The following is a 26,038-nucleotide window of genomic DNA, read 5'->3' on the forward strand; positions in this document are numbered from 1 at the left end:
CTCCTTAATTCATTCTGCGGCGAGCAAAGTTTCGCCATCCATGAATTGAGGGAACCACGATTCATAGGCCAAGTGCAATTCTTTAATCTCGACTGCCCGCGCCGTGCCCAGCTTTACGCTCGCACCGCCGGTAACGCCGATGACCGGGCAGGAAACGCCCGCTGCCTTCGCCGCTGTCTGCACCTCGTCGAGATCGGCCTTTTTGACCGTCATGACGTAGCGGCCCTGATCTTCGCCATAGAAGGTGAGAACCGGATTGTGACCTTCGACCGCGTCGATGGTCGCGCCGATGCCCGACGAGATCGCCATTTCGGCAACCGCAAGCGCGAGACCGCCCGAGGAGCAATCGTGAACGGCGGTGGCAAGACCATCGGTGATCAGGCTGCGAACGAAATCGCCGTTCCTCTTTTCGGCGGCCAGATCGACATGCGGCGCAGGGCCATCGATGCGGCCGTGGACGTCACGCATGTAAACCGACTGGGCGATGTGGGTGCCGAGGCCGGCAGGAGCGCCGACAAGCAGCACCACTTCGTCAGCGGCGGCGAAACGGATGCGCGCCATGCGGCCCCAATCCTTCAGGAGGCCAACGCCGCCGATGGTGGGGGTGGGCAGGATCGCCTGACCGTTGGTTTCGTTATAGAGCGAGACATTGCCGGAAACGATCGGGAATTCCAGTACCCGGCAGGCTTCGCCGATGCCCTTGATGGCATGAACCAGCTGGCTCATGATCTCGGGCTTTTCCGGGTTGCCGAAGTTCAGGTTGTCGGTGGCCGCGAGCGGCAGAGCGCCGGTTGCGGTGATGTTGCGCCAGCATTCGGCAACGGCCTGCTTGCCGCCTTCGAAGGGATCGGCCTCGACATAACGCGGTGTGACGTCGGAGGAGAAGGCGAGCGCCTTCTTATCGTGACCTTCGACGCGAACCACGCCGGCGTCGCCGCCGGGAAGCTGCAGGGAATTGCCCTGGATCAGCGTGTCATACTGTTCGTAGACCCAGCGGCGCGATGAGCTGTTGGCCGAACCGACCAGCGATACCAGCGCATCGGCGATATCGGCGGCGGGGACGTCGTTTTCCGAAAGCGGTGCGGGAACCTTGGCGGGCGTCCACGGGCGGTCATATTCCGGGGCCTGATCGCCCAGTTCCTTGATCGGCAGGTTGGCGACTTCCTCGCCATTGTGCAGCACGCGGAAACGCAGATCGTCGGTGGTCTTGCCAACGATGGCGAAATCCAGCCCCCATTTGACGAAGATCGCCTTGGCGACTTCTTCCTTGGAAGGTTCGAGAACCATGAGCATGCGCTCCTGGCTTTCCGAGAGCATCATTTCGTAAGCCGTCATGCGCTCTTCGCGCACCGGTACGGCGTTCAAGTCAAGCTCGATGCCGAGATCGCCCTTGGCGCCCATCTCGACGGCCGAGCAGGTGAGGCCGGCGGCGCCCATGTCCTGAATGGCGATGACCGCACCTGTTTTCATCAGCTCAAGGCAGGCTTCCAGCAGGCACTTTTCGGTGAAGGGATCGCCGACCTGAACGGTCGGGCGCTTTTCTTCGATGGATTCGTCGAATTCGGCGGACGCCATGGTCGCACCGCCGACGCCGTCGCGGCCGGTCTTGGCACCGAGATAAACGACCGGCAGGCCGACGCCCTTGGCTTCCGAGAGGAAGATCGCGTTGGATTTGGCAAGACCGGCGGCAAAGGCATTGACGAGGATGTTGCCGTTATAACGCGGATCGAATTCCACTTCGCCGCCAACCGTCGGCACGCCGAAGGAATTACCGTAACCGCCGACACCGGCGACGACGCCGGCCACGAGGTGGCGGGTCTTCGGATGGTCGGGCGCGCCGAAACGCAGGGCGTTCATGGCGGCAATCGGGCGCGCTCCCATGGTGAAGACGTCACGCAGGATACCGCCGACGCCGGTCGCCGCACCCTGATAGGGCTCGATATAGGACGGATGGTTGTGGCTTTCCATCTTGAAGACGACGCAGTCGCCATCGTCGATATCCACCACGCCGGCATTTTCACCCGGACCCTGAATGACGCGCGGTCCCTTGGTCGGCAGTGTCTTCAGCCATTTCTTGGAGGACTTGTAGGAGCAGTGCTCGTTCCACATGGCCGAGAAGATGCCAAGCTCGGTAAAGCTAGGCTCCCGTCCGATCAGGTCGAGGATACGCTGGTATTCGTCGGGCTTCAGCCCGTGGGATGCAACGAGTTCCGGGGTGATCTTGATGGAGTTTGAAATCGACATAGGTCTCACGCGGTTCGAGCCGAGGAAAGTTTCCGGTTCTTTAGCGCAAGAGGCTCAAAGGTGCGACAGGAAAATGTGCTGTTTTACCCGCAAAACGCCGCTTTGTTGGCTTCTTCAGAACTTGTATCCGACCATCAGGCCGACGCGGGTGAGCCCGTCATTGGGGCCGTCGCATAGATTGGCGTGGGAGGCGTGTTCGATCTGGGTCGAAATATTCCAGCTGTTGTCGAAGCGATATCCGATGGCGGCATATTCATGAAAAAGCAGGTGGCAACCGAATTCCGCTCCCGTTTCGCCCGGGCCGTTTCTCAGTTTGCCATCGTGCCACAGGCCGCCAAAGCCGAGGTCGACGAAAATTTTCGGATTGAGGTCGAAGGTCCAGTTGACGCCGCCATAAACGGTGTTCGCTTCACCCTCTGTGCTGATTTCCGCGCCCAGATGCAGGCGGGGCCGGGCAAGCTTTTCACCAAGTGTGACGGCCGAGGCGCCGGCGAAGGGATCAAAATAGGCGGTGAAGGCCGGGAATACGCCATCTTCGCCGCCGCCATCACGATTTGAGAGTGAAGTGGTAATCCCAAACCGCAATTCATCAAAGACAGCGCCGTCCGCGGCGGCGGCCGGCACTAGGCTGAGGAGGAGGTATGCTGCAAACATCGTCGCCAGCAAGAAGAACACCCTGGCATTTTTCAATCCGACTGCTGCCATCGAATCATTCCTCGCTGTGAATTTTGCAAAGGATGGCAGGTTTGGCGGTGCGGTAAATGATCAGTTACTGAATTAGGCAGGGTGTTGCAGGAAAGACTCTGTGCGCCGGTGTTTACGCCACGCTTTCATAGCCGGCGGAGCCGTTATCCAGCAGATGGCGGAGGATGCCGAAGGCATGGGTCAGCTCCTTGCGGGTGGAAGGCCCGGAAAAACTGATGCGAACGCGGTGGAAAACCTTGTCCGTCCGCCCGGCCTTGAATTCGTCCTCGTCATCGATCAGCACCCCTTCCTTCATCGCCGCATTGCGGAAGGTGCCGGAAAGCCAGGGTTCGGGCAGCCTCAGCCACAGGAAGGCGATATCGGGCAGGGAGTTGAAATCCAGCCCGGTAAATACCTGTCTGGCGATTGCCTCGCGTTGATTGATCTCGGTTATACAATCTTTGCGGATATCATCTGCGTCGCCGCTATTGACGAGGCGTGCATTCAGTTCGGCCAGCATGAAGGGCAGGCCGCCGGTCAGCATCGAGTGGGAAATGCGGATGCGTGAGGAATATTGTGCGGGACAGGCGACCCAGCCGCCGCGCACGCCGGCGGCGACGGATTTCGACAGGCCGCCAACCACAAAGGTGATATCGGGTGCAAACTCGGCGATCAGCGGGATCGCCTCGCGCGTCATCGCGCCATAAAGATTGTCCTCGACGATCCAGACACCATATCGGCGGGCGATGTCCGCAATCGCGCGGCGGCGGTCTTCCGGAAGGGTGGCGCAGGTCGGGTTCTGGCCGGCCGACATCAGAAAGATCATCTTGGGATGCTGCTGGGCGCAGACCCGCTCAAAATCCTCGGGAATGATGCCGTTTTCATCCGCATCGACCAACGTTACCCGTCGTCCCGCAAGGGCGGCGCTACGGCTGATATGGGAATAGGTGACCTGTTCGAAGACGATACGGTCGCCCGGCGCGGTCATCGCCGTCACCACACTCATCACCGCCGCATGGGCGCCGAGCGTCGAGACGATGTTTTCCGGTTGCGGCGACCAGCCATTCTGTGAAAGCCAGCGAGCCCCCGCTTTACACCAGTTATCCGGGAAGGTCCGGGCATAATTGGTGATGTCATAGCCATGCTCCCGCGTCAGCGCCTCTATATGACGAGCGATCACCACGCTCTGGCCGACATCTGGGGCAGCTGTGGTGTTCAGGCGATATTCGCCGGTGGTCTCAATGGCATGCCGGGTGCCGCCGAAGGCTGGGGCAGCCTGTTCCATTGGCGAGGAGGGTGCCGGCGTCTTCCGCTCATTGACATAAGTGCCGCGGCCGACTTCGCCGCTGACGAGGCCTCGCTCGTGGATGAGCGCATAGGCGCGGCTGATTGTGCCGATTGTCACGCCGAGATCGTAAGCAAGATTGCGCTGCGGTGGCAATTTCGAGCCGGCCTGCAGGGTGCCATCGGAAATCGCGGCTTCAATACTGTCGGCGAGGCGCAGGTAAATCGGGCCGTCGCCCTCGGTAATGTCGGGAAGCCAATTTGTCATGGTGACAATTTATGCATTGTATCTGTCTCCAAGTCAATTGTATTTATTGTCTGCATTGAATGACCTTAAACGCACGGAGACAATAGGTGCAATATGCGCAAGATGAATCAATACCTTTCGACAGCGGATACACTCTATCCTGATGGTTACGAACGGGAACGCGTGTTCCGCGATGCCGGCGACATGGTCGCACCGGCGCCCTTTCCGGCCAAGATCGCCCGCACGCTTATTGGTCGTCTGATTGCGGGCATGGCCCGTTGGCAGCAGAAACGACGGGGACGGCTCGCCTTGCGCGAACTGTCGGACGATCTGCTGGAGGATATTGGCGTTACGCGTGATGAAGCCTTGACGGAAGCAGCGAAATCCCGACTCCTTTCCTGGCCGCCGCGGCCGCTTTGATTTTGTCGGAGAGCGGCGCCTTCTTTCCCCGGCGCCAAGCAGCCATTCGGCAGCCCGCCACGCCAATCCCAACCGGCGTTGGCGGGTTTTTTTAGTGGATTGCCGAGGGCCCGTTTCCGCGCTTGTCGATCAGCAGCCCTTGCCGCCGTTCGCCCAGCGTTTGACGTCGGTTGCGATGCGGCCGGACATGGGTTCGTTCATGACAGGGCCGAATGCATCGAGCTTTGCCGGGTTGCCTTCGGCCTGAACCACCAGCATGGGGCGCGATTCCGGGCTGTTGCGCGGCACGAGCAGGATGCGCGGACGGCCGGAGAAGGAGTTGAGTTCCGGCGCCAGACGATAGGCCTTGAAGGCCGCATCGCCCGATTTGAACCAGCAGACATTCGCGCCAAGCGCAATGCGTTCCATGGTCGGCAGGGCCGCGCGGGAGATGGAGGAGGAAGGTTGCGGTTTCGGCTGGCAGGCGGCAAGCGCCACTGCCGCAAGGATCAATCCGGCGGCTTTGCAGGCATCGTGTCGAAAAAGACGGGGCATCAGGTCATCCAGAAGAGAAGCCGAAACATAGCCGGAAACCGGCATCAAAAAAGGCGGGCTTGAAACCCGCCTTGGTCTATCAGGCTGCGATGACGCCCAGCGCCGAAGCGAAGAGGCCGCGGCCATCATTGCCGCCATGGGCGGCCTCGATCAGGTTTTCTGGATGCGGCATCATGCCGAGGACATTGCCCTTGGTATTGATGACGCCGGCAATGTCGTTCAGCGAACCGTTGGGGTTGGTGCCCTCGGCATAACGGAACACGACCTGACCATTGCCTTCTACGGACTTCAGTTCATCCGCATCAAGGAAGTAGTTGCCATCGTGATGGGCGACTGGGCAGCGCAGGATCTGGCCCTTGTCGTAGGCGCGGGTGAAGTCCGTGTCGTTATTGGCGACTTCGAGCTTCACTTCACGGCAGACGAATTTTAGCGAGGCGTTGCGCATCAAAGCACCCGGCAGCATGCCCGCCTCGACCAGAATCTGGAAGCCGTTGCAGACGCCGAGAACCTTCACGCCCTTTTCCGCTTTTTCGCGAATGGCCTGCATGACCGGCATGCGGGCGGCAATCGCGCCGCAGCGCAGATAGTCACCATAGGAGAAGCCGCCCGGAATGACGATCAGGTCGACATCGGGAATATCCGTTTCCGTCTGCCAGATGGTGACGGGCGCCTGACCGGAGATTTTCGTCAGAGCCGCGATCATGTCGCGGTCGCGATTGAGGCCGGGAAGTTGGACGACAGCGGATTTCATGGACGGCGGCTCCTGGAGCTTAGAGAATGGCGATGGCGTAGTTTTCGATGACCGTATTGGCCAGAAGCTTTTCGCACATTGCCTTCAGGTCGGTTTCGGCCTTGGCCTTATCGGCGCCTTCCAGCTCCAGATCGAAGACCTTGCCCTGACGTACATGGCCGACGCCACCGAAACCGAGGCTGCCGAGCGCGCCTTCGATTGCCTTGCCCTGCGGATCGAGAACGCCGTTCTTCAGCGTAACAGTCACCCGTGCCTTGATCACCTGATCTTCTCCTGATTTACCCTACGAGGCCAATATAACTTTACGAGGCCGATACTACTTTACCAGAACGGGGCCGGTGCCGCGGATCGGTTCGTTTTCATTGATGATGCCGAGACGGCGCGCGACCTCGGAATAGGCTTCCACAAGCCCGCCCATATCGCGGCGGAACAGGTCCTTGTCCATCTTTTTCTGGGTCTCGATGTCCCACAGGCGGCAGCTGTCCGGCGAAATCTCGTCGGCGAGGATGATGCGCATCATGTCGCCTTCAAACAGCCGACCGCATTCGATCTTGAAATCGACGAGCTGGATGCCGACGCCGAGGAAGAGACCGGAGAGGAAGTCGTTGACGCGGATGGCGAGCGCCATGATATCGTCGAGCTCGGCAGGGTTGGCCCATCCGAAAGCCGTGATGTGCTCTTCGGAGACCATCGGGTCTTCAAGCTCATCCGACTTGTAATAGAATTCGATGATGGAGCGCGGCAGAACCACGCCTTCCTCAATGCCGAGGCGCTTCGACAGCGAGCCGGCGGCGACATTGCGCACGACGACTTCGAGCGGGATCATCTCCACTTCCTTGATCAGCTGCTCGCGCATGTTGAGGCGGCGGATGAAGTGCGTGGGAATGCCGATCTTGTTCAGATGCGTGAAGACGTATTCGCAGATACGGTTATTCAGCACGCCCTTGCCGTCGATGACTTCATGCTTCTTCTTGTTGAAGGCGGTCGCATCGTCCTTGAAGAACTGGATAAGCGTGCCTGGCTCCGGACCCTCGTAGAGGATCTTGGCCTTGCCTTCGTAAATACGGCGGCGACGGTTCATAATTGCAGGTCTCTTGGTTGACGCCGATTCTGGTGGCGTTGCGTTTGGTCTTTGAAGCGGTCCCATAAAGGAAAAGCGTGCATTCTACAATGCGGCTCGCATATTTCCCTTCAATTCTTGTGACAGGCCGGGAAACGGCTTTGCCTGAAAAATCGGCTTGCGGAGCCGATAGAGAAGGCGGCGGCCTGCATGGCTGCCACCAATCAGGGCTCGACTGCCTTCAGCCGGCTCAGGAACTGCGCGAAGACCATGCCGCCTTCCGGCCACGGACCATGGCCGGACTCCGCGTTGATGTGGCCGGACATGCCGGCGTCGATCAAAAGCGAGCCCCAGGCGGCGGCGATGTCATCGGCATGTTCATAGGAGCCGAAAGGGTCGTTGCGGCTGGCGATGGTGATCGCCGGGAAAGGCAGCGGGTCGCGCGGGTAAGGCCCGAAGGTCATCAGGTGTTTTGGCCGGATATCGGGATTGGCGACATCGGGCGGCGCGACAAACAGCGCGCCGGACACCTTCTTGCCGATTTCCGGCAAGGCGTGGATCACGGTCGGTACGCCGAGCGAATGGGCGACGAGCACAACGGGCTTGGTGGAAGCGTTGACCTCTTCCACCAGCCGGGCGACCCAGTCTTCCTTCACGGGTTTGGACCATTCGGCCTGCTCGACGCGGCGGGCGGTGGAAAGCTTGCGCTCCCAGCGGCTCTGCCAGTGGTCGGGGCCGGAATTGGTATAACCGGGGACGATCAGGATATCTGCTTCTGAAACTTTCATGCGCCCATATCTGTGTTGTGATGCCGCCGCGATCAAGGCCGCGGCGGCATTAACTTCAGGGAGTTCTCTCAGGCCTCGCCGAAGACACGGGTGAAGATCGTGTCGACGTGTTTGGTGTGGTAGCCGAGGTCGAACTTCTCGCGGATCGTCTCTTCGGACAGTGCGGCGCGCACCTCCTCGTCGCCCAGCAGTTCCTCAAGGAAGTCGGCACCCTGTTCCCACACCTTCATGGCGTTGCGCTGCACCAGACGGTAAGCGTCTTCACGGGAGACGCCAGCCTGCGTCAGCGCCAGCAGAACGCGCTGTGAATGCACGAGGCCGCGGAACTTGTTCATGTTCTTCAACATGTTGTCCGGGTAGATCACCAGCTTTTCGATGACGCCGGCGAGACGGTTCAGCGCGAAATCCAGCGTGACGGTCGTGTCTGGGCCGATGGCGCGCTCCACAGAGGAGTGGCTGATGTCGCGTTCGTGCCACAGCGCCACGTTTTCCATGGCCGGGACGACCGACATGCGCACCAGACGGGCAAGGCCGGTGAGGTTTTCGGTCAGAACCGGGTTGCGCTTGTGCGGCATGGCTGACGAGCCCTTCTGGCCGGGCGAGAAAAACTCTTCCGCTTCCAGAACTTCGGTGCGCTGCATATGACGGATTTCGATGGCGACGTTTTCGATTGAGGACGCGATGACGCCGAGGGTGGCGAAGAACATGGCATGACGGTCGCGCGGGATGACCTGCGTGGAGACCGGCTCGGGAATGAGGCCGAGCTTTGCGCAGACATGTTCTTCGACGCGCGGGTCGATATTGGCGAAAGTACCGACGGCGCCGGAGATTGCGCCGGTGGCGATTTCCGCACGGGCATTCACGAGGCGCTCGCGATTGCGGTGCATCTCGGCGTAGAAACGCGCGAAGGTCAGGCCCATGGTGGTTGGCTCGGCATGGATGCCGTGGCTGCGGCCGATGCGCACCGTGTTCTTGTGTTCGAAGGCGCGGGTCTTCAGCGCGGCAAGCACCCGGTCCATGTCAGCGAGCAGCAGATCGGCGGCGCGCACGAGCTGGATGTTGAGCGTGGTGTCAAGCACGTCCGACGAGGTCATGCCCTGATGCACGAAACGGCTGTCGGGGCCGACAAATTCAGCAAGATGGGTGAGGAAGGCGATGACGTCGTGTTTGGTCACGGCCTCGATCTCGTCGATGCGCGCGACATCGAAGGTCGCGCTGCCGCCCTTTTCCCAAATGGTCTGGGCCGCCGATTTCGGGATAACGCCGAGTTCGGCCAGCGCGTCACAGGCATGTGCCTCGATCTCGAACCAGATGCGGAACTTTGTTTCCGGCGACCAGATGGCGACCATTTCCGGCCGGGAGTAACGAGGGATCATGGCAATGACTTTCTTAGTGGAGGAAATTTGCTGCCCGTTTAGCAAAGTGTTCCGCTAATCTCAATCTATCAAGCTGCATGGCTATGCCGCTCGTCGCGCAGGCCGGCAGAGGATTGCGCCAGCGGCCAAGAGCGGAACAATGGAAAAAGGAAAATAAAGCCCAAGACCGAGAATTGCGAATTGATAGACCGCGCCGAGCGACGTGAAGAGTTGTTGGAAAAACCAGATGCGTGAAAAAGCCGGTGCGTGCCATTGCGCATAAAAGATGCGGTATTCGAATGCGAACAATGCTGCCGCAACGGCCAGCGTGAAAAAAACGATGGCGAGACAAGCGGCCGCAAAACGTAATGGCCGGGATGTCGAGGCGGGGAGAAAGCGCAATGCGGCGAGCGCCAGTAGCCAGCCGAAAAAGCCGCCCACGAAAAAAAGCGTGATGATATCGGCGGCGTGGTCCGTTTCCAGCCTGTTTCGGACATAGAGGCCAATGCCGGCGGAAGCGGTCGAGCAGACGCCCCAGCCAAGCGCGCCGAGCAAAATCAACAGAGTTGGAAGAGCCTTGCCACGGAAGCTCTTCATGCCGCTTTCCATGACAATCCCCCGATGCCTCGTTGTGCCGCATTCAGCCGTGGTGGTTTACGTCCGTCCGGCTTCGGCTGCCGTGCGCAGCAGGGCGACCGTTTTGCGATAGTCATCGACGCCATCGCCTTTGAAGACCGCCGAGCCGGCGACGAGCGCATTGGCGCCGGCGGCGATGATGTCACCTGCTGTCTGCGCTGTCACGCCGCCATCCACCTCCAGTTCGATCGGCCGTTCACCGATCATCGCCTTTGCTGCACGAATCTTGTCGAGCATGGCGGGAATGAATTTCTGACCGCCGAAGCCAGGATTGACGCTCATGATCAGCACGAGGTCGACATCATCCAGCACGTTTTCGATGACGGAAAGCGGCGTTGCCGGATTGACCGTGACGCCGGCCTTCAGGCCAAGTCCGCGGATGGTCTGGAGAGAACGGTGAAGATGTGGCCCGGCCTCCGCATGCACGGTGATGCTATCGCAGCCCGCCTTGGCGAAAGCTTCGAGATAAGGATCGACGGGCGCAATCATCAGGTGGCAATCGAAGAAGGCATTGCTGTGCGGGCGAAGCGCCTTGATGACGTCAGGGCCAAAGGAGATATTGGGGACGAAGTGGCCGTCCATGACATCGAGATGAATCCAGTCCGCGCCCGCTTCCGTGACATCGGCAACTTCCTGTCCGAGCTTGGCGAAATTTGCAGCCAGAATGGACGGGGCTATGCGGATGGGCAGGGACATGGGGCAAACTCCTCTCGACGCGTTGCGTAAGCTGCCTTTAACACCAAGTATCCGGGTTTGGAACGGCTGGCATCGCGGTTGCCGGGGGTTTTAAGCTACGTTTCCTCGAAATTTCGGCCGCGCGGGTTTCGCCTATGGTCTTTCCGCCTTGTCCGCCGGTTCGAAGCGCTGGCCGTTCCATCGCTGCAGGCGGTAAGGATTGTCCGAAAGGTCATGCGAGGGGTTGAAGCCGAGCTCGCCGATGACTGTCCTGAACACGGCGCCGCCCGCCAGTATCTCCGGCGCGGGTTTCGACTGCGCCTGCGTGGCTTCCGCAAGGGCGGCGGTCAGTTCCGCAGCCGCATAGGCCGGCAGGACATAACCTTCCGGCTCGATGCCGGCGCCGCGCAGTTCGCCGGCGACGGCCTGGGCCGATGGCAGGGTATCATAGGCCGGGCGGGTGACCGCCAACACATTCGCGGCGAGGGGAACCGGGTTGTTGGCGGCGTTCATGGCGTCGCCGCCCATGATTGTCAAAGGAAGGTTTTCCGACCCGGCATCTCTGGCGATGATGGCCACGTCGTTGCGCTCCGCACCGACGAAGACATGGGAGACGCCAGTGCGCGCCAGTCGGCGCACCAGCGCCACCTGCTGTTCCTGATTGGGGCGCATCGTGTCGGCAAAGGTGGGTTTGAGACCGTTTTCCTCGAGCGAAGAGCGGATGCGGTCGACCAGCTCGCGGCTGTAGATCGTGCCGTCATCCACAAGCCCGATGGAATGTCCCTTCCAGTCGCGCAGCATGATCTCCGAGATCCTGTCCGATTCGGCCCTGTCGGACGGGGCGAGACGAAAGAGCGGCCAGCCGTATTTCAGGGCGTCTTCCATCAGGATCGGTGCGCGGCTGGAAAGCGTGATGGCGGGTATGGCGGCCGCCTTCAAGGGCGGCAGAACGCCCTGAAGCGTTTCCGTGCATAAAAACCCAATCGCGGTGCTGACCTTGGCGGCCACAAGGCCGTCGGCAATAGCGCCGCCGCTGCCGTCTTCGCAGCTTTCATGGATTTCGACGACATCAAGGCCGAGCTTGGCCGCCGCCGCCTTCGCCCCCTGCCGTATCTGCTGTCCCAGAAGTTCGTAAGGACCGCTTTGGGGAGCAACGATGCCAATCGATGCCGCGCTTGCTGAGCCCGCAAGGGCAAAACCGGCGATGATCGTTAGCAGGCGAAGTGAAAGCATGACGCGATGGAAATCCTGTTGTCTCGGCTTGATGTTTATCGGCAACAACCGGTTTTCCAAAGGAAAAATATGCGCTTCACGGTCATTCCCGGAAAACTATCACATTGCACGCGCGTCGCGCCCTGCCACCAATAAATCAACCTGTCGATCTTTTATTGCCTTCGGCGTCCGCTCGTTTCGAACGCAGTTCCTCCGCAAGGCTTTGCTCCACCCAGGGCAACTGCGACATCAGATCGTTCCATTCGAAAGAGGGGCCGGCGCGGCTTGTCAGATTGTTATGCCATCTCGTCAGCTCCGCGAAGCGCTGATCGTCGGTTATCCTGACTTGCTGTTCACGGTAAACTTTATTTATCAGCCTCCCGAGCGGATTGATCAGATCGACCAGAAGCTGATGTGAGCCATGCTCCGTGTTTGTTGATTGCCCGGTCTCGAACATATCGCCTTGCCCCGTGACAAGCCAGGATATGTTGACGCCGAATTCACGGTGATAGGCGCAAAGCAGTTCGGCGTCGGGCACGCGTTCGCCCCGCTCATAATGAGCCAGTCCGCTTTTGCTGATCGAAAGCCGGCTCGCAAAGACATTCCGGTCATCGATATCGAAAGCTGCCCTCACAGCTCTGAGGCGTCTTCCAAGGTCTGTCTTGGACTCGACTTCTTTCCTAGCCAAATTCTCTCAAATTAAATCACAAATGGAGTTTACAAAAATCCAAATGTGATTTAATCCTCTCTGTGTTCGTATATCACCAGTTTGAAGGGCGTCTGCTGGGACGCACCTGTTTTAGAAGGTTATTTAGCACTGTGTTAAAGGTATCAGCAAGATAGGCGCATGCTTCGTGCTCCTGCACTGACCCACATATCGCGCCATAGATGCTTCATGACTCCTCAGCGGTCTTGAAGGCGATGCGGTTTTGAGGGGGGGCGATGACAATATTTGAATATATAGATTTCCAAAAAGGCGGTCACGATGTGCGTTGAGAGACCGAAGCAAATTCTCAAGGTGCCCGGTATGATCGTCAAGGGCCTTGCGGTGCTCGTTTTGTGCCCATTCATATTGTTGTTCGCGATAATCATGATGGCAATGGTGGCGATTTCTCCTGAGATAAAGCCGCGAGAAGAAAGGCGTGACTGATCAGGTTTTCTGTCGCGAAGGAGGGGGTGGCCGCGCACTAATATGAATGTGTCGTCATCGGAAAATATGGAGAAAATTGCAAAAGCATTCGTACTTTACTTTACGCGCAGGCCTCATTTGCTGGTTTTAGTCGTCTCTATCGTCATGTGGGGGATTATCATTTTTTTTGCCCGATTCATCATGTCGCCGTATTAGCTGCAGCAAGGCCTGCGCTTAGTATGATTATTGCATCCTGAAATGCCCACTCAACAGCAGAAAATCGCCTGAAGTCTGGTCGTGGATTTCAGCGTGAACCTTCATGTTTTAGTCACCGATAGAAATATCAAGTTTTAGTTGTTCTGCGTCTTGCAAACCGAAGCAGCCATAGTCGTTAATTTTCCGTGGATCATCCTCGATTTACTCTGATTGCTACAGGAATAAACTCTGTGCGGAGGAGCGACCGTTTTACTTTATAAAACTATCATATTTGTGGAGTAGATATGAAATTTAGAACCTGTGCATCTTGGTTGTGCCTTTTATAGTGCAGCCCACAAAAATGCACATTTTGTTCTCATTTCCGTAAATATCTGATATATATTAGAAATATATAAAGCTTCACCTCATTGGCAGGTTTGTTTTTCCGGTTTTTTCGCAATTGCGAGAAGATTTGCTTGACGCAAAGTAAATGATTAGCTTAAATGTAATTGTTTCAGGGGACGACTGAAATTGGCCTTAACCGGCCTCGGAAAGTGTTCCGATTGTAAGCACTGCCAGACTATATTGCTTCATATATTGTATTTTTTTCATTACGTATAAACCGCTTCAGGAAACTGGGGCGGTTTTTTATGTGGAGCTAAATTCAGCAATTTTAAATTGAATTCGGAAAGCCTTACGCCAAGGCGTGCTTCCGTCTGCCGTTTGTTGAAAAAATATAGCGCGGAGACGGCGATACCGGCTCTCGCGCGTCATTCGCGCGGCTGTTTGACGATGCGCTTTGACTGGCCTCGCCCAACAGGCGGCCGGCTCAGTTTTCTGGCTGGCCTTTTTTCAGGGCGGCCAGGGCGTCCCTGGCGAAGGCGGAGATGGGTTCGGGAAGCTTATTCGGATCGAACCAGCCAATGGCGGAAAGCTTGTCGGGCTCGGTCAGTGCCGGCTCACCCTGTGCATCGCGGGTGACGAAGATCAGCGAAACCCAGTGGTGACGGTCTTCCGTATCGATGAATTCGCTATGGCAGAGGAATTCGACGTCGCCGATCTTGAGCCCGGTCTCTTCTTCGGCCTCGCGGCGTGCAGCGGCGAGGGATGTTTCGAGGTGATCGACCTTGCCGCCCGGAATGTTCCAGTATCCGGCTTCCGGCGCCTTCAAGCGCCGGCATAAAAGTATGCGTTCGTCACGCAATATGACAAGGCCGACGCCGACGCCTGGAAAATCAAGGCCGGGCCTGGTGGTCGATGTCATGCTGCCCATTCCCGCGGTCAGCCCTTGGCGTTGGCGACAATCAGCATGAAAGCGGGGATGTCGTCGCCGAAACCAACCGGTGTCGGGCCATCGTCGTGGTCGCGATAATGGCGGCGGCGGTCGCGGTTGTCGTCATTGGCGTGCAACGGGTTGCGGCTGTTGCGGTCGGAATTGCGCGGGGTCTTTTCCGATTTACGTTCTGCTCTCACCTTGTCGTCTCCATGAGCCGCGACATCAGCGTCCGCAGCGGATTGTGCACCCTGATTGATGTTGTCGACCGGCGCTGCGTCGCGACGGTTGCGGTCGCGGCCCCTGCCGCCCCGTTCCTTGCCCCGGCGGCCGGAATTGCTTTCAAAGCTTTCCATCGGCGCGGGAAGGGTGGAGAGGTCACCGTTCTGCCACTCGATCTTTTCGCCGATCAGCTTTTCGATCGCGTCGAGATATTTGGTGTCGTTTCTGGTGACGATGGTGAAGGCCTTGCCCGAGCGGCCGGCGCGACCGGTGCGGCCGATGCGGTGGACATAGTCTTCCGAATGAATGGGAATATCGAAGTTGAAGACGTGGCTGACATCGGGGATGTCGAGGCCGCGTGCGGCGACGTCAGAGGCGACGAGCAGCTTCAGGTTGCCGTCCTTGAAGCTCTGCAGCATCGTGGTGCGCGAACGCTGGTCCATGTCGCCATGCAGCGCGCCGACGGAAAAGCCGTGACGGTCGAGCGAGCGGAACAGGTCGGCCACATCCTTCTTGCGGTTGCAGAAGATGATGGCGTTCTTCAGTTCGGCTTCTTCGGCGCGGACGAGATCGCGCAGCACAGCGCGCTTTTCATAGTCCTTGTTGTGCGCGGCGACGATGCGCTGGGCAACGGTCTTTGCCGTGGAGGAGGGCTTGGCAACCTCGACACGGACGGGGTTCTGCAGGAAGCGATCAGCCAGCTTCTGGATTTCCGGCGGCATGGTGGCCGAAAAGAACAGCGTCTGCCGGGTAAAGGGGATCATCTTGGCGATGCGCTCGATATCGGGAATGAAGCCCATGTCCAGCATGCGGTCGGCTTCATCGATGACGAGGATTTCCACGCCGGTCATCAAAAGCTTGCCGCGTTCGCAATGGTCGAGAAGACGGCCGGGGGTGCAGATGAGAACATCGGCGCCGCGCTCAAGCTTGCGGTCCTGGTCTTCGAAGGAAACGCCGCCGATGAGAAGGGCGACGTTCAGCTTGTGATTCTTGCCGTATTTCTCGAAGTTCTCCGCCACCTGCGCTGCAAGCTCACGGGTCGGCTCGAGGATCAGCGTGCGCGGCATTCTTGCGCGGGCGCGGCCCTTCTCGAGCAGGGTGAGCATCGGCAGAACGAAGGACGCGGTTTTGCCCGTGCCGGTCTGTGCGATACCGCAGATATCACGCTTTTCCAGCGCGGGCGGAATAGCGCCAGCCTGAATGGGTGTCGGCGTCGTGTAGCCGGCATCTGCAATAGCGGAAAGAACTTTTTGGCTCAGGCCAAGATCAGAGAATGTTGTCAAAGGAAGAACTTTTTCCGTTCTGGTTCGGTACGATATACCTGCGTGCGCTCTGGCACTTGCAAAGACTTGGCGCGGGGATAGGCCCAAATTGCCGGAAAGTCAAGGAAACAACGGGAAAAGCACGCGAAACGTGATGCCTCGGGCTGGGCTTTTAAGCCTTGGGCGCATATTTGTGCGGTTTATCGTTAAAATAGCAAAAGAAGCGTTAAAATCGGGCTGCTATTTCAGGTAGGTTTTGAGTTCCGTTCCCGCGATCAGGAACCGCATGGGATCAACGGGCACATCGTTGCGGCGTACCTCATAATGTACATGCGGACCGGTGGAGCGGCCGGTGCTGCCGGCGCGGCCGATGATATCGCCGGTTTCGACCCTGTCGCCGACTTTCACCAGAATTGCGGAAAGATGGCCGAATCGCGTCGAGACGCCCTGGCCGTGATCGATCTCGACCATATTACCATAGCCGCCGGAATTTTCCGCCACCGTCACCTTGCCCGCGCCGGTGGATTTGACGTCAGCGCCGGTTTCTGCACGAAAATCGATGCCGGTATGAAGGGCCGGGCGGCCGAGAAACGGATCCATCCTGTTGCCGAATCGGCTGGTGATCGCCCGGCCGGGGGCCGGGTTGCCGAAGGGCAGGTTGGTCGCGGTTTCCTTGACGATGTCGAGCCGGTTCAGCGCATTGTCGAGATTGGTAAGCGACAGGTTGAAAGGATCGGTTTCGCCGCGCTCGGGATCCGCATAGGGGCCGCCAATGTCGTCGTTGCCGTTTTCTTCGATTTTCAGGCCTGCCTGCCGGATGATGTCCTGCATCGCATTCGCCTTGTCCTCGGCGTCGCTGGTCAGTCTGGCGATGCGCGATATCTGCTGGTGTTCGATATTCTTCAGCGACAGCGTCACCTTGGAAAACACCCGGTCGGCCCGGTCGGATGGCGTTTCGCCGGCTTCCGGCACATAGGCGGCGTGTCTGTCGGATGTGGCCGGCTTTTCCGCCTGCGACCTGCGTGGGGTCATCAGCTTTTCAATGGCCGAGAGGCCGCCGGAGAGGTCGGCGCGTTTTTCCGGCGCCATGGCGTTCGAAAGAGACGAGGGCGCGATAGGGGAGGCGGCAATGCCGGAATTTTCGGCGCGCTCAAGCAATTCGCTCATGCGACCGTGCCGCGAGGCCAGCGCCGCCTGCTGCTCCAGCAGCTTTTCCACTTTCTTTTCAACAACCTGCTGATCGAGCAATTGCCGGGAGGTGACACGGTCCACCTGGGCTCTGAGCGCCGCGATGCGGTCTTCATAGTCGTTCTGCATGCGGGTCTGGCGCGCCATGGTCGCGCCGATCAGGTCGTCACGCAAAATGAGATAGCCTGTGGCGCCGAGATATCCGAGCGAAAAAAGCCCGATCGCGCAGCCGGCAAGCGCCGCCATCCACGGCCGAATGGTCATGTGCCGCACGCTTTCGCCGCGCGCGAGAATGAGCACGTGGGGCTCACGCTTTTTGCCGAATACCCGGTTTTCCGCCGTATCAGTCACAATCTCTCTCCGGACTGGCCGATTTCTTAACGGAAATCATAATTCGTTAAGGTTAACGAAGTTTTGCCGGAGAGGTTTTAGCCGTGTCAGCTATCGGCTGACGGATGTCAGCGAGCGGTAAAAGGATGGCGTCAGGCCGGCCTCGGCGCGGGCGAGGTCGTTGAAAGGCGGTTTCAGGGGGCCGCGGAAATTGGCGCGGACCAGTTGCCTGAAGGTCGCGGCCGGATCCTTCTTTTCACGCGCGCAGAGGAAACGGAACCATTTGGCGCCGATGGCGACATGGCCCTTTTCGTCATTATAGATGACATCCAGAACCTCAGCACTCTCGAGATCGCCGGTCTCGCGCATCTTGGCCTGCAGGGAAGGGGTGACATCAAGCCCACGCGCCTCCAGGATGAGCGGCACGACCGCAAGCCGCGCGGTCAGATCGTTGCGGGTGGAATGCGCAGCCTGCCACAGCCCGTCATGGGCGGGCAAGTCACCATAATCGGCCCCGAGGCTTCGTAACCGGTCCCGAACCAGCCGGAAGTGCTTTGCTTCCTCGAAGGCGACCTGCATCCAGCCGTCGAAAAAGGAGTGCGGCACCGGCTCGCCGGCATAACGGGCGACGATATCGAGCGCGAGATCGACGGCATTGAGTTCGATATGGGCGATGGCGTGCAAGAGGGCGATGCGACCCTTGACGCTGTGCAGCGAACGGCGCTCCACCGCGGTCGGTGGAACGAGTTCCGGCTTCGCAGGCCTTCCCGGTCGCTCGGGCAAGGGCGGATCGAGCGGGGAGCGCAATGACAGCCGGCGCTCGAACCAGCGCGTTGCCGTTTCCTGCGCGAGCTCGGTTTTTCGGTCGAGATCGGCGCTTGCTATCGCATTCGTCGCGCCGCCTCGCAGCGAGATGATTTTGAAGGGGGGTGTCACGATGAAGTGATCCCTCAGAGCTTTTTTGCAGCCTCGAGAACGGCCTGTGCATGGCCCGCGACCTTCACCTTGTTCCAGATTTCGGCGATCTTGCCATCCCGCCCGATGAGGAAGGTGGTGCGTTCGACACCCATGTATTTTTTCCCATACATGCTTTTTTCCTTCCAGACGCCGTAGGCCTCCAGAACCTTCCTCTCCTCGTCGGAAGCGAGCATGACGGAAAGGGAATGTTTTGCCGCGAACTTGTCATGGCTTTTGACGCTGTCGGGCGAAATGCCGATAACGACGGCGTTGGCGGCCTCGAATTCGCCGCCCAGCGCGCTGAAGTCGATGGCTTCTGCGGTGCAGCCGGAAGTATCGTCCTTCGGGTAGAAATAAAGAATGACCGCCTTGCCTTGCAGTTTCGACAATGTCACCGTCCCTTCACCGTTACGGGGCAAGGTGAAGTCGGGGGCGGGGCTGCCAATCGTCAAGTCTGTCATATTCTACCTTTCTTTCGCCGGGATGTTGAGGGAAAGTCGCCACATTCGATATATAGCGAAACCGCGCGTCGTCCAGTGTTGCGGCGAAACAAAAGCTACTTAGAGGCAAACACGGGCGTATGGCTGAAATAAGGGGTGAAAAGGTTACGTTCGGCAAGCGCGATATGGTTGCGCTGCACGAGCTTCCTTCGGCTCAGGCCGAAGACCCGATCATCGTGCATTGCCCGCCGCCGCGCTCCATGGCGCGCGCTTTCTGCAAGATTTTTGCGGCCCTTTTCGTGCTGGCTTTCCTGTCCATCGGCGGCATCATCCTGTCGGTCGAGACCGGTTCCATCGATAAGACGCTTTCGAGCCAGGCGCAGCAGGCGCTGGAAAAGGCACTCGGTCCCCATTACAGCGCGCGGATAGGCTCCTCGGCGATCCGGTTTTCCACCGGGCTGAGGCTGGCGCTGGTGGCCGAGGACGTGGATATCATCGAGAAGGAATCCGGCCAGCATCTGAGCCGGGCGCGGGCGATTGGCATGGCGCTCGACCCGCTTGCGCTTCTGGCCGGCCATGTGTCGGTGCAGAGCCTCGAGGCCGACGGGATGGAACTCGATACGGCGCTTTTGCCGAAAGGCAACGGTTTCGATCTCGCCAGCATCAAGCTCGACGCCGTGCCGCAACAATTGCAGATGGCGTTCGGGCAACTCGACAAGCTTGCCCAGGCGTTTCTCAGCAGCGGCACCGAGGAAATCGATATTTCCAGCGTTTCGGTTCACCTGCCGCCCGGTGAACAGGGCAAGCCGCGCACCATCGAGGTGCGGGAACTGTCGCTGACACCGGATCAGCAGGGCGGATATTCGCTTGATGGAGAAACCCTGTTTAACGGTGAAATCGCCAGCGTGTCGCTCAGAACCTCCGGCGCGGGCGGTGTGATTGATGGCTTCGAGGCGCGTATCGATGGTTTCGATATCGGCCCGTTCCTGGAAAAATTCGATCCCGATGGAAATCTCCATGAAGGCCTGAATGTCAAGACAGGCGTGAATATCGTCGCGCGGCGTGCCACGGCGGCCCAGGAACCACGTCTGGACGTTTCGCTCGGCCTTGGCAATGGAACGCTTATGATTGGCGGCGAGTCCCAGCCGTTCACAACCGGCACGGTGCATGCGCGTTATGATTTTGCAAAAAACAGCGTGGTCATCGACAATTCGCGGTTGGAACTCGGGCGGACGATTATTCCCGTCAGCGGTGAAATCAGCGATACGGAAGAGGGTTTCGGCCTTTCACTGAGAGTAGACAACGGCGTCGCTTCCTCCGAAGCCTCGGGTGAAGCACCCGTTTCTTTCAACTTGAAAGCGGACGGTCATTTTACAACGGCCGCGAAGCAGCTCGACGTTCCCTCGCTTTACGTCAGCGGCCCGCTCGGAGATATGGCGGGGTCGCTGAAAATCCGGTTTGGCGAGGGGTCGCCGGAAATCAGCTTTGGCGGCCAGATTCCGAAGATGGAGGCGACGGCCGTCAAGCAGCTTTGGCCGTTCTGGATGGCGCACAAGCCGCGCGACTGGGTGGTCTCCAATCTTTACGGCGGCACCGTCACCAACGGGTCAATCGCAATCTTCATCCCGCAGGGACGGATGTGCGGCCCCGGCTGCCCGCTGGTGCTTGGCGAAAGCGAAATGCAAATCCGCTTCGACATCGACGAGACGCGCCTCAACACGACGGGCGACATTCCACCGCTGCGGGATGTCGATGCGCATTTTGACCTCGTCGGCGGCAAGATGGTCGTCGATATCAAGGAGGGTACATCCTATTTCCCTTCCAACCGGACGCTTTCATTGGAGAACAGCCGCTTTCTCATTTCAGATGTGTATGAGAAGCCGCTGCTCGGAAATCTTGAGCTGAACGTGTCCGGTGCGGCCGATGCCGTGGCGGAGCTTGCGACGCTCAAGCCCATCAATGCGCTCAAGGATACGCAGTTCAAGCCAGAGGATTTCACCGGCGACGTCAAGGTCAGTGCGAAGCTGACCGTTGGCATGCTCTCCAGCCAGAACCCGCCCCCGCCGGTGTGGACGGCCGATCTCGACCTGAAGAACCTGGCGCTGACCAAGCCCTTCGCCGGCCACAAGGTGACTGCGCTTGATGGTTTCATGTCGCTGAACGACCACCAGCTCAAACTGGAGGGCAAGGGTCGGGTGGACGATGTGCCGATGGACATCGTGATGACGGAGCCGGTGCGCAAGAACAGCGATATCGCGCCGACGCTGTCGTTGAAGGCTAGCCTGAACGAAACGCAGGTTGCCAAGCTCGCTCCGGAACTCTCCACGGTTCTTGGCGGCACAACGGCGATTGAAATCGACGGTGCCGACCCGAAACGCCAGGATATCCGGCTCGATCTGACCAAGGCGTCGATCATTCTGCCCGGGCTCGGCTGGAGCAAGGGCATCGGCATTCCCGCCAGCGCCGCCTTCACCATGGAAACGGGAGACGGGCGCACGACGATCAGCGACTTCTCGCTCGATGGCGACGGCTTCGGCGCCGCCGGCGATATCGCCTTTAGCAAGAACGGGCTGATTTCGGCCGATCTCAGCCGCGTGCAGCTCTCGCCCTCGGATAATTACGCCGTTTCGGTCGCCGCTTCGAAGAACGGCTATATCATCAATGCCTCGGGAAAATCCGCCGATCTCAGGCCTTTCCTCTCGAAGCTTCGCAGCTCTTCCGGTGGCGGCGACGGAACGTCACGTGCGCAGCCATCCCTTGCCATCAAGACGCAATTCGACAAGGTCTACGGGTTCAACGACGAAATTCTTGCCAATGTCAGTTCCGATGTCAGCGTGCGGGACGGCAAGGTCCGCTCCATCGATTTCCGTGGCGTCACCGGCAACGGCCAGGCGGTCGTGGCGCAGACCGTCAATCGCGGGGCGACGGGAACCGTGACGCTGACCAGCAGCGACGCGGGGTCGCTCGCCCGTTTCGCCAATATCTACAGCCGCATTCGCGGCGGCCTTCTCAACCTTGCGCTGACGACCTCCAATGGCAGCGACTGGAGCGGATCGCTCGACCTGCGCAATTTTGCCGTCGTCAACGAAGCCAAGCTTCAGGACATCGTCGCCACGCCGACGGGCGAGGACGGCAGGAGCCTCAACAATGCGGTGCGCCGCAATATCGACGTGAGCTCGGAAAAGTTCCAGCGCGGGTTTGCCCGGCTCGTTTATGTCAACGGTTCGGTGGCGGTGGAAAACGGCGTCGTGCGCGGCGAGCAGATCGGCGCGACCTTCCAGGGGTTGCTGAAGGATCAGAATGGCCGCATGGACATGACCGGCACCTTCATGCCCGCCTATGGGCTGAACCGGCTGTTCGGCGAGTTGCCCTTCATCGGCATCTTCCTCGGCAACGGCCGCGACCGCGGCCTGCTCGGCATCACCTTCAAGCTTTCCGGCCAGACGGACCAGCCGAAGCTGACGATCAATCCGCTGTCGCTGATTGCACCGGGCGTCTTCCGGCAGATTTTCGAGTTCCAATAAAAAGGGCCGCTTTCGCGGCCCTTGATGCGGGTTTGGTGCTGGCTTACGCCGGGCGAACCAGAACGTGCTTTTTCTTGCCAACCGATAGCTTGATGACGCCGTCGCCGGTCACTTCGCCGGTGCCGACCATCTGACGCTCGTCGGAAATGCCCTGATCGTTGATCTTCACCGCACCGCCCTGAACGTGGCGGCGAGCTTCGCCATTCGAGCCGGCAAGGCCGGCACGGACGATGAGGGAGAGGACGCCAACGCCGGCTTCGAGTTCGGCTGTGGGAACCTCGATCGAAGGCAGGTTTTCGGCGAGCGCGCCTTCCTCGAAGGTCTTGCGCGCCGTTTCGGCCGCTTCTTCCGCAGCGGCGCGGCCATGCAGGATCGCCGTCACTTCGGTTGCGAGGATCTTCTTCGCTTCGTTGATCTCAGACCCGCCAAGCGCCGCGATGCGAGCGATTTCGTCCATCGGCAGGGTGGTGAACAGCTTGGCGAAGCGCACGACATCCGCATCTTCCGTGTTGCGCCAGTATTGCCAGAAATCATAGACCGGCAGCAGGTCCTTGTTCAGCCACACGGCGCCCGAGGCCGACTTGCCCATCTTGGCACCCGAAGAGGTGGTGAGCAGCGGCGAGGTCAGCGCGTAAAGCTGCGGTGTCCCCATGCGGTGACCGAGGTCGATGCCGTTGATGATGTTGCCCCACTGGTCAGAGCCGCCCATCTGCAGGCGGCAGCCGGTGCGCTGGTTCAGCTCCACAAAGTCGTAGGCCTGCAGGATCATGTAGTTGAATTCGAGGAAGGACAGCGACTGCTCGCGGTCGAGACGCGTCTTCACGCTGTCGAAGGACAGCATGCGGTTGACCGAGAAATGGCGGCCGACATCGCGCAGGAATTCGAGATAGTTCAGACCACGCAGCCAGTCGGCATTGTTGATCATCAGCGCCGGATTGTTGGCGCGGTCGTAGTCTAGGTAATTGGCGAAGACATGCTTGAGCGAGGTGATGTTGTCCTCGATCATGTCGATCGTCATCAGCTTGCGGGCTTCTTCCTTGAAGGAGGGGTCACCCACCATGCCGGTGCCGCCGCCCATCAGGGAAATCGGCTGGTGGCCGGTCTTCTGCATCCAGTGCAGCATCATGATCTGGGTGAGGTGGCCGACATGCAAACTGGAAGCCGTCGGGTCATAGCCGATATAGGCGGTCACGGTTTCCTTGGCGAACAGTTCGTCGAGACCTGCCTCATCGGAGATCTGGTGAATGAAGCCGCGCTCATCGAGCGTGCGGAGGAAATCGGACTTGAACCTGGACATAACCTTTGACTTTCTGGTTTGATCTTTGCCGTCATTGAGAACCAATGAACGTCGCGGCTTTATCATTGTTTTTTGAAATGTGCACCCGTTTCGGCCATGAATATCGGGATTCAAGGTAAGCATGATTCGAGATTGCAGGGGAGCGGCAGGTGGGCGAGGTCAAAACGGCAATCGGGCTGATGAGCGGCACATCGATGGACGGCATCGATATCGCCCTTTTGTGCACGGATGGCGAGAGCGTGGTGCGGCATGGGCCGAGCGGTTATTTCCCCTATGACCCGGGTCTGCGTGCCATCTGGCAGAAGGCGCTCACGACGGCCAAATCCATTCGCGAGCGGCGCGAACGTCCCGGCGATCTGGCGGAGGCTGAGCGCAAGCTGACGCTTGCCCATGCGGCGGCGGTGAAATCCTTTCTCCATCGTCACCGGCTCCAGCCCGGTGATATCGATGTCATCGGTTTTCATGGCCAGACGGTGCTGCACCGGCCGGATGAGGCGCTGACCGTGCAGATCGGCGACGGCGCGCTTCTGGCTGAGGAAACCGGTATCGATGTGGTTTATGACATGCGTGCCAACGACATGGTGCATGGCGGGCAGGGTGCGCCGCTGATCCCCGCCTATCATATGGCACTTTCCGCCAACCTGCCTGAAGACTTCGAAACGCCCGCCGTCTTCGTCAATATCGGTGGTATCTCCAATCTGACCTATATTGGCGAGGGTAGGCGGCTTGCGGCCTTCGACAGCGGTCCGGGCAATATGCTGATCGACCAGTGGATCGAAGCGCATACCGGCAAAGCGTTCGACAAGGGCGGCAGGACGGCGGCGGGTGGCAGCGTCGTTGGCTCGTTGGTGGCGCGTTATATGGAAAGCCCGTTTTTTTCGGCCAATATCCGTCGGTCGCTTGACCGCGGTGATTTCATGCCGCCGAAAAAAGGTGAGGTTTCTCTTGCGGATGGGGCACGGACGCTGGCGCATCTGACAGGTGCTGCCATTCTGAAATCGGCGAGCTATCTGCCGGAGGCGGCGAAAACCTATGTGGTTTGCGGTGGTGGGCGGCTCAACCCGGTGATCATGGGAGAATTTGCCGAGCTTGCAGCAAAGTCGGGTGCGCGGGTGATCGCGGCGGAGGAGGCGGGTTTTGATGGCGGGGCGATGGAGGCGGAGGCCTGGGCCTATCTGGCCGTGCGTTCGCTCAAGGGTTTGCCGCTGACATATCCCGGGACTACGGGGGTGAGCGAGCCGGTGACGGGTGGGGTTTTGGTGCGGGCGTAGTGATCGACGGCGGGTGTGGCTTGCCCCCTCTGCCCTGCCGGGCATCTCCCCCTCAAGGGGGGAGATCAGCCAGACGCCTGCTCCTCGCCCAAGCTTATAAGTTAAAGATGGCCGGAAGGTCGCCACGGCTCGATCTCCCCCCTTGAGGGGGAGATGCCCGGCAGGGCAGAGGGGGTAAGCCACACCCGCCGTCGATCATTAGCGATAAATCAAGACGTGCGCTGGAAATGCGCCGCCAATCACCGAATACGCTTGGCCGCCGGCTCCGGCACCAGTTCGCCGTTGAGGCGACGATCAAGATAGTCCTCGCATTCGCCCATCAGCTCATCCACCTTGCCGTTGAAGAAGTGGTTGGCTCCGGGAAGCGTGCGGTGGGTGATGAGGATGCCCTTCTGGGTCTTCAGTTTTTCGACCAGGCCGTTCACATCCTTCTCAGGCGCGACCTTGTCGGCGTCGCCATTGATGATGAGGCCCGAAGACGGGCAGGGGGCGAGGAAGGAGAAGTCGTAGGTATTGGGCTGCGGCGCAATCGACATGAAGCCTTCGATTTCCGGGCGGCGCATCAAAAGCTGCATGCCGATCCAGGCGCCGAAGGAATAACCGGCAACCCAGCAGCTCTTGGAATCGGGATGCAGGCTCTGCACCCAGTCGAGCGCCGAGGCGGCATCAGACAGCTCGCCGGCACCGTGGTCGAATTCGCCCTGGCTGCGACCGATGGAACGGAAGTTGAACCGGAGCGTCGTGAAGCCGCGCTTCTGGAAAAGATAGAAGAGCTGATAGACGATCTGGTTGTTCATCGTGCCGCCGAACTGCGGGTGCGGATGAAGGATGATCGCAATCGGCGCGCTCTTTTCCTTGGATGGTTGATAACGGCCTTCGAGGCGACCCGCAGGGCCGTTAAAAATGACTTCGGGCATTGGTACTCCGGTCGTGTTTTTTCATTCTCCAACCGCATTCTTCCGATGAGAAGACTTGACGAACTGTGTCATCTTTTCTAGAACGCAGTTTAGAATAATTCGAAACTTTGCGTGTGCTTAAGCACTCGGGTCGTGTCATAAGG

General features: G+C 59.3%; 23 protein-coding genes. 3 read left to right on the forward strand and 20 right to left on the reverse strand.

Translation table 11 applies throughout. From position 1 onward, the window contains the following. Nucleotides 1-9: 9 nt before the first annotated feature. From purL to ACQZ48_RS22160, 3 genes are all read right to left on the reverse strand, one after another. On the reverse strand, nt 10-2,244 hold the full coding sequence (purL, locus tag ACQZ48_RS22150; RefSeq protein WP_374636633.1) for a phosphoribosylformylglycinamidine synthase subunit PurL: 2,235 nt from the start codon (nt 2,242-2,244) through the stop codon (nt 10-12). Nucleotides 2,245-2,358: 114 nt separating this feature from the next. After that, the gene (locus ACQZ48_RS22155; RefSeq protein ID WP_077982030.1) at nt 2,359-2,949 is read right to left on the reverse strand and encodes an acyloxyacyl hydrolase; all 591 of its coding nucleotides are present in this window, start codon (nt 2,947-2,949) and stop codon (nt 2,359-2,361) included. Between the two features lie 112 nt (nt 2,950-3,061). Further along, complete coding sequence (locus tag ACQZ48_RS22160; RefSeq protein WP_191217980.1) at nt 3,062-4,480, reverse strand: aminotransferase-like domain-containing protein; 1,419 nt, start codon at nt 4,478-4,480, stop codon at nt 3,062-3,064. A 93-nt stretch (nt 4,481-4,573) separates the two neighbouring features. Between ACQZ48_RS22160 and ACQZ48_RS22165 the strand changes: the two genes are divergently transcribed. Continuing rightward, the gene (locus ACQZ48_RS22165) at nt 4,574-4,879 is read left to right on the forward strand and encodes a DUF1127 domain-containing protein (RefSeq protein WP_137410603.1); all 306 of its coding nucleotides are present in this window, start codon (nt 4,574-4,576) and stop codon (nt 4,877-4,879) included. Between the two features lie 129 nt (nt 4,880-5,008). On the opposite strand, the gene ACQZ48_RS22170 is transcribed toward ACQZ48_RS22165, so the two are convergent. The 15 genes from ACQZ48_RS22170 to bcp all read right to left on the reverse strand — a co-directional run bounded on the left by ACQZ48_RS22170 (nt 5,009) and on the right by bcp (nt 18,907). Further along, on the reverse strand, nt 5,009-5,413 hold the full coding sequence (locus ACQZ48_RS22170) for a hypothetical protein (RefSeq protein ID WP_077982877.1): 405 nt from the start codon (nt 5,411-5,413) through the stop codon (nt 5,009-5,011). A 79-nt stretch (nt 5,414-5,492) separates the two neighbouring features. Beyond that, the gene (gene purQ / locus ACQZ48_RS22175; RefSeq protein WP_137410602.1) at nt 5,493-6,164 is read right to left on the reverse strand and encodes a phosphoribosylformylglycinamidine synthase subunit PurQ; all 672 of its coding nucleotides are present in this window, start codon (nt 6,162-6,164) and stop codon (nt 5,493-5,495) included. 19 nt (nt 6,165-6,183) lie between these two features. Continuing rightward, the gene (gene purS, locus ACQZ48_RS22180; RefSeq protein WP_003507918.1) at nt 6,184-6,426 is read right to left on the reverse strand and encodes a phosphoribosylformylglycinamidine synthase subunit PurS; all 243 of its coding nucleotides are present in this window, start codon (nt 6,424-6,426) and stop codon (nt 6,184-6,186) included. Between the two features lie 54 nt (nt 6,427-6,480). Then, entirely contained in the window at nt 6,481-7,245 is a 765-nt protein-coding gene (gene purC, locus ACQZ48_RS22185; RefSeq protein ID WP_077982034.1) for a phosphoribosylaminoimidazolesuccinocarboxamide synthase, read from the reverse strand. Nucleotides 7,246-7,448: 203 nt separating this feature from the next. Then, entirely contained in the window at nt 7,449-8,012 is a 564-nt protein-coding gene (locus tag ACQZ48_RS22190; protein WP_142911454.1) for an alpha/beta hydrolase, read from the reverse strand. A gap of 68 nt (nt 8,013-8,080) precedes the next feature. Next, the gene (gene purB / locus ACQZ48_RS22195; protein WP_448729463.1) at nt 8,081-9,388 is read right to left on the reverse strand and encodes an adenylosuccinate lyase; all 1,308 of its coding nucleotides are present in this window, start codon (nt 9,386-9,388) and stop codon (nt 8,081-8,083) included. Between the two features lie 81 nt (nt 9,389-9,469). Continuing rightward, nucleotides 9,470-9,976: a hypothetical protein gene (locus tag ACQZ48_RS22200; protein ID WP_077982037.1), complete on the reverse strand. Its 507-nt coding sequence runs from the start codon at nt 9,974-9,976 to the stop codon at nt 9,470-9,472. 45 nt (nt 9,977-10,021) lie between these two features. After that, the gene (gene rpe / locus ACQZ48_RS22205) at nt 10,022-10,699 is read right to left on the reverse strand and encodes a ribulose-phosphate 3-epimerase (RefSeq protein ID WP_077982038.1); all 678 of its coding nucleotides are present in this window, start codon (nt 10,697-10,699) and stop codon (nt 10,022-10,024) included. A gap of 132 nt (nt 10,700-10,831) precedes the next feature. Continuing rightward, complete coding sequence (locus ACQZ48_RS22210) at nt 10,832-11,911, reverse strand: ABC transporter substrate-binding protein (RefSeq protein WP_137410598.1); 1,080 nt, start codon at nt 11,909-11,911, stop codon at nt 10,832-10,834. A 136-nt stretch (nt 11,912-12,047) separates the two neighbouring features. Further along, nucleotides 12,048-12,578, reverse strand: coding sequence for a helix-turn-helix domain-containing protein (locus ACQZ48_RS22215; protein ID WP_173989341.1), 531 nt, complete (start codon nt 12,576-12,578; stop codon nt 12,048-12,050). Between the two features lie 1,465 nt (nt 12,579-14,043). Beyond that, nucleotides 14,044-14,487, reverse strand: coding sequence for an NUDIX domain-containing protein (locus tag ACQZ48_RS22220; protein WP_077982040.1), 444 nt, complete (start codon nt 14,485-14,487; stop codon nt 14,044-14,046). Nucleotides 14,488-14,495: 8 nt separating this feature from the next. Next, nucleotides 14,496-15,992: a DEAD/DEAH box helicase gene (locus tag ACQZ48_RS22225; RefSeq protein WP_077982041.1), complete on the reverse strand. Its 1,497-nt coding sequence runs from the start codon at nt 15,990-15,992 to the stop codon at nt 14,496-14,498. A 219-nt stretch (nt 15,993-16,211) separates the two neighbouring features. Continuing rightward, nucleotides 16,212-17,510 carry a M23 family metallopeptidase gene (locus ACQZ48_RS22230; protein ID WP_448729464.1) on the reverse strand — a complete coding sequence of 433 codons (1,299 nt, stop codon included), beginning with the start codon at nt 17,508-17,510 and terminating at the stop codon, nt 16,212-16,214. Nucleotides 17,511-17,600: 90 nt separating this feature from the next. Next, nucleotides 17,601-18,425: a ferritin-like domain-containing protein gene (locus tag ACQZ48_RS22235; protein ID WP_448729465.1), complete on the reverse strand. Its 825-nt coding sequence runs from the start codon at nt 18,423-18,425 to the stop codon at nt 17,601-17,603. 14 nt (nt 18,426-18,439) lie between these two features. Beyond that, nucleotides 18,440-18,907 carry a thioredoxin-dependent thiol peroxidase gene (gene bcp, locus ACQZ48_RS22240; protein ID WP_191217984.1) on the reverse strand — a complete coding sequence of 156 codons (468 nt, stop codon included), beginning with the start codon at nt 18,905-18,907 and terminating at the stop codon, nt 18,440-18,442. A gap of 119 nt (nt 18,908-19,026) precedes the next feature. On the opposite strand from bcp, the gene ACQZ48_RS22245 reads away from it, so the two are divergent. Beyond that, nucleotides 19,027-22,410 (forward strand): hypothetical protein, encoded by a 3,384-nt coding sequence (locus tag ACQZ48_RS22245; RefSeq protein ID WP_448729466.1) that lies wholly within the window; start codon nt 19,027-19,029, stop codon nt 22,408-22,410. A gap of 43 nt (nt 22,411-22,453) precedes the next feature. On the opposite strand, the gene tyrS is transcribed toward ACQZ48_RS22245, so the two are convergent. Then, nucleotides 22,454-23,707, reverse strand: coding sequence for a tyrosine--tRNA ligase (gene tyrS, locus ACQZ48_RS22250; protein WP_077982879.1), 1,254 nt, complete (start codon nt 23,705-23,707; stop codon nt 22,454-22,456). 149 nt (nt 23,708-23,856) lie between these two features. Between tyrS and ACQZ48_RS22255 the strand changes: the two genes are divergently transcribed. Beyond that, nucleotides 23,857-24,978 carry an anhydro-N-acetylmuramic acid kinase gene (locus ACQZ48_RS22255; RefSeq protein WP_191217986.1) on the forward strand — a complete coding sequence of 374 codons (1,122 nt, stop codon included), beginning with the start codon at nt 23,857-23,859 and terminating at the stop codon, nt 24,976-24,978. A 239-nt stretch (nt 24,979-25,217) separates the two neighbouring features. On the opposite strand, the gene ACQZ48_RS22260 is transcribed toward ACQZ48_RS22255, so the two are convergent. Continuing rightward, a complete protein-coding gene (locus ACQZ48_RS22260; RefSeq protein WP_003495402.1) occupies nt 25,218-25,895 on the reverse strand; it encodes an alpha/beta hydrolase in 678 nt (225 codons plus the stop codon). Between the last annotated feature and the right edge of the window lie 143 nt (nt 25,896-26,038).

It is taken from the genome of Agrobacterium sp. 22-209-1 (genome assembly GCF_053522485.1).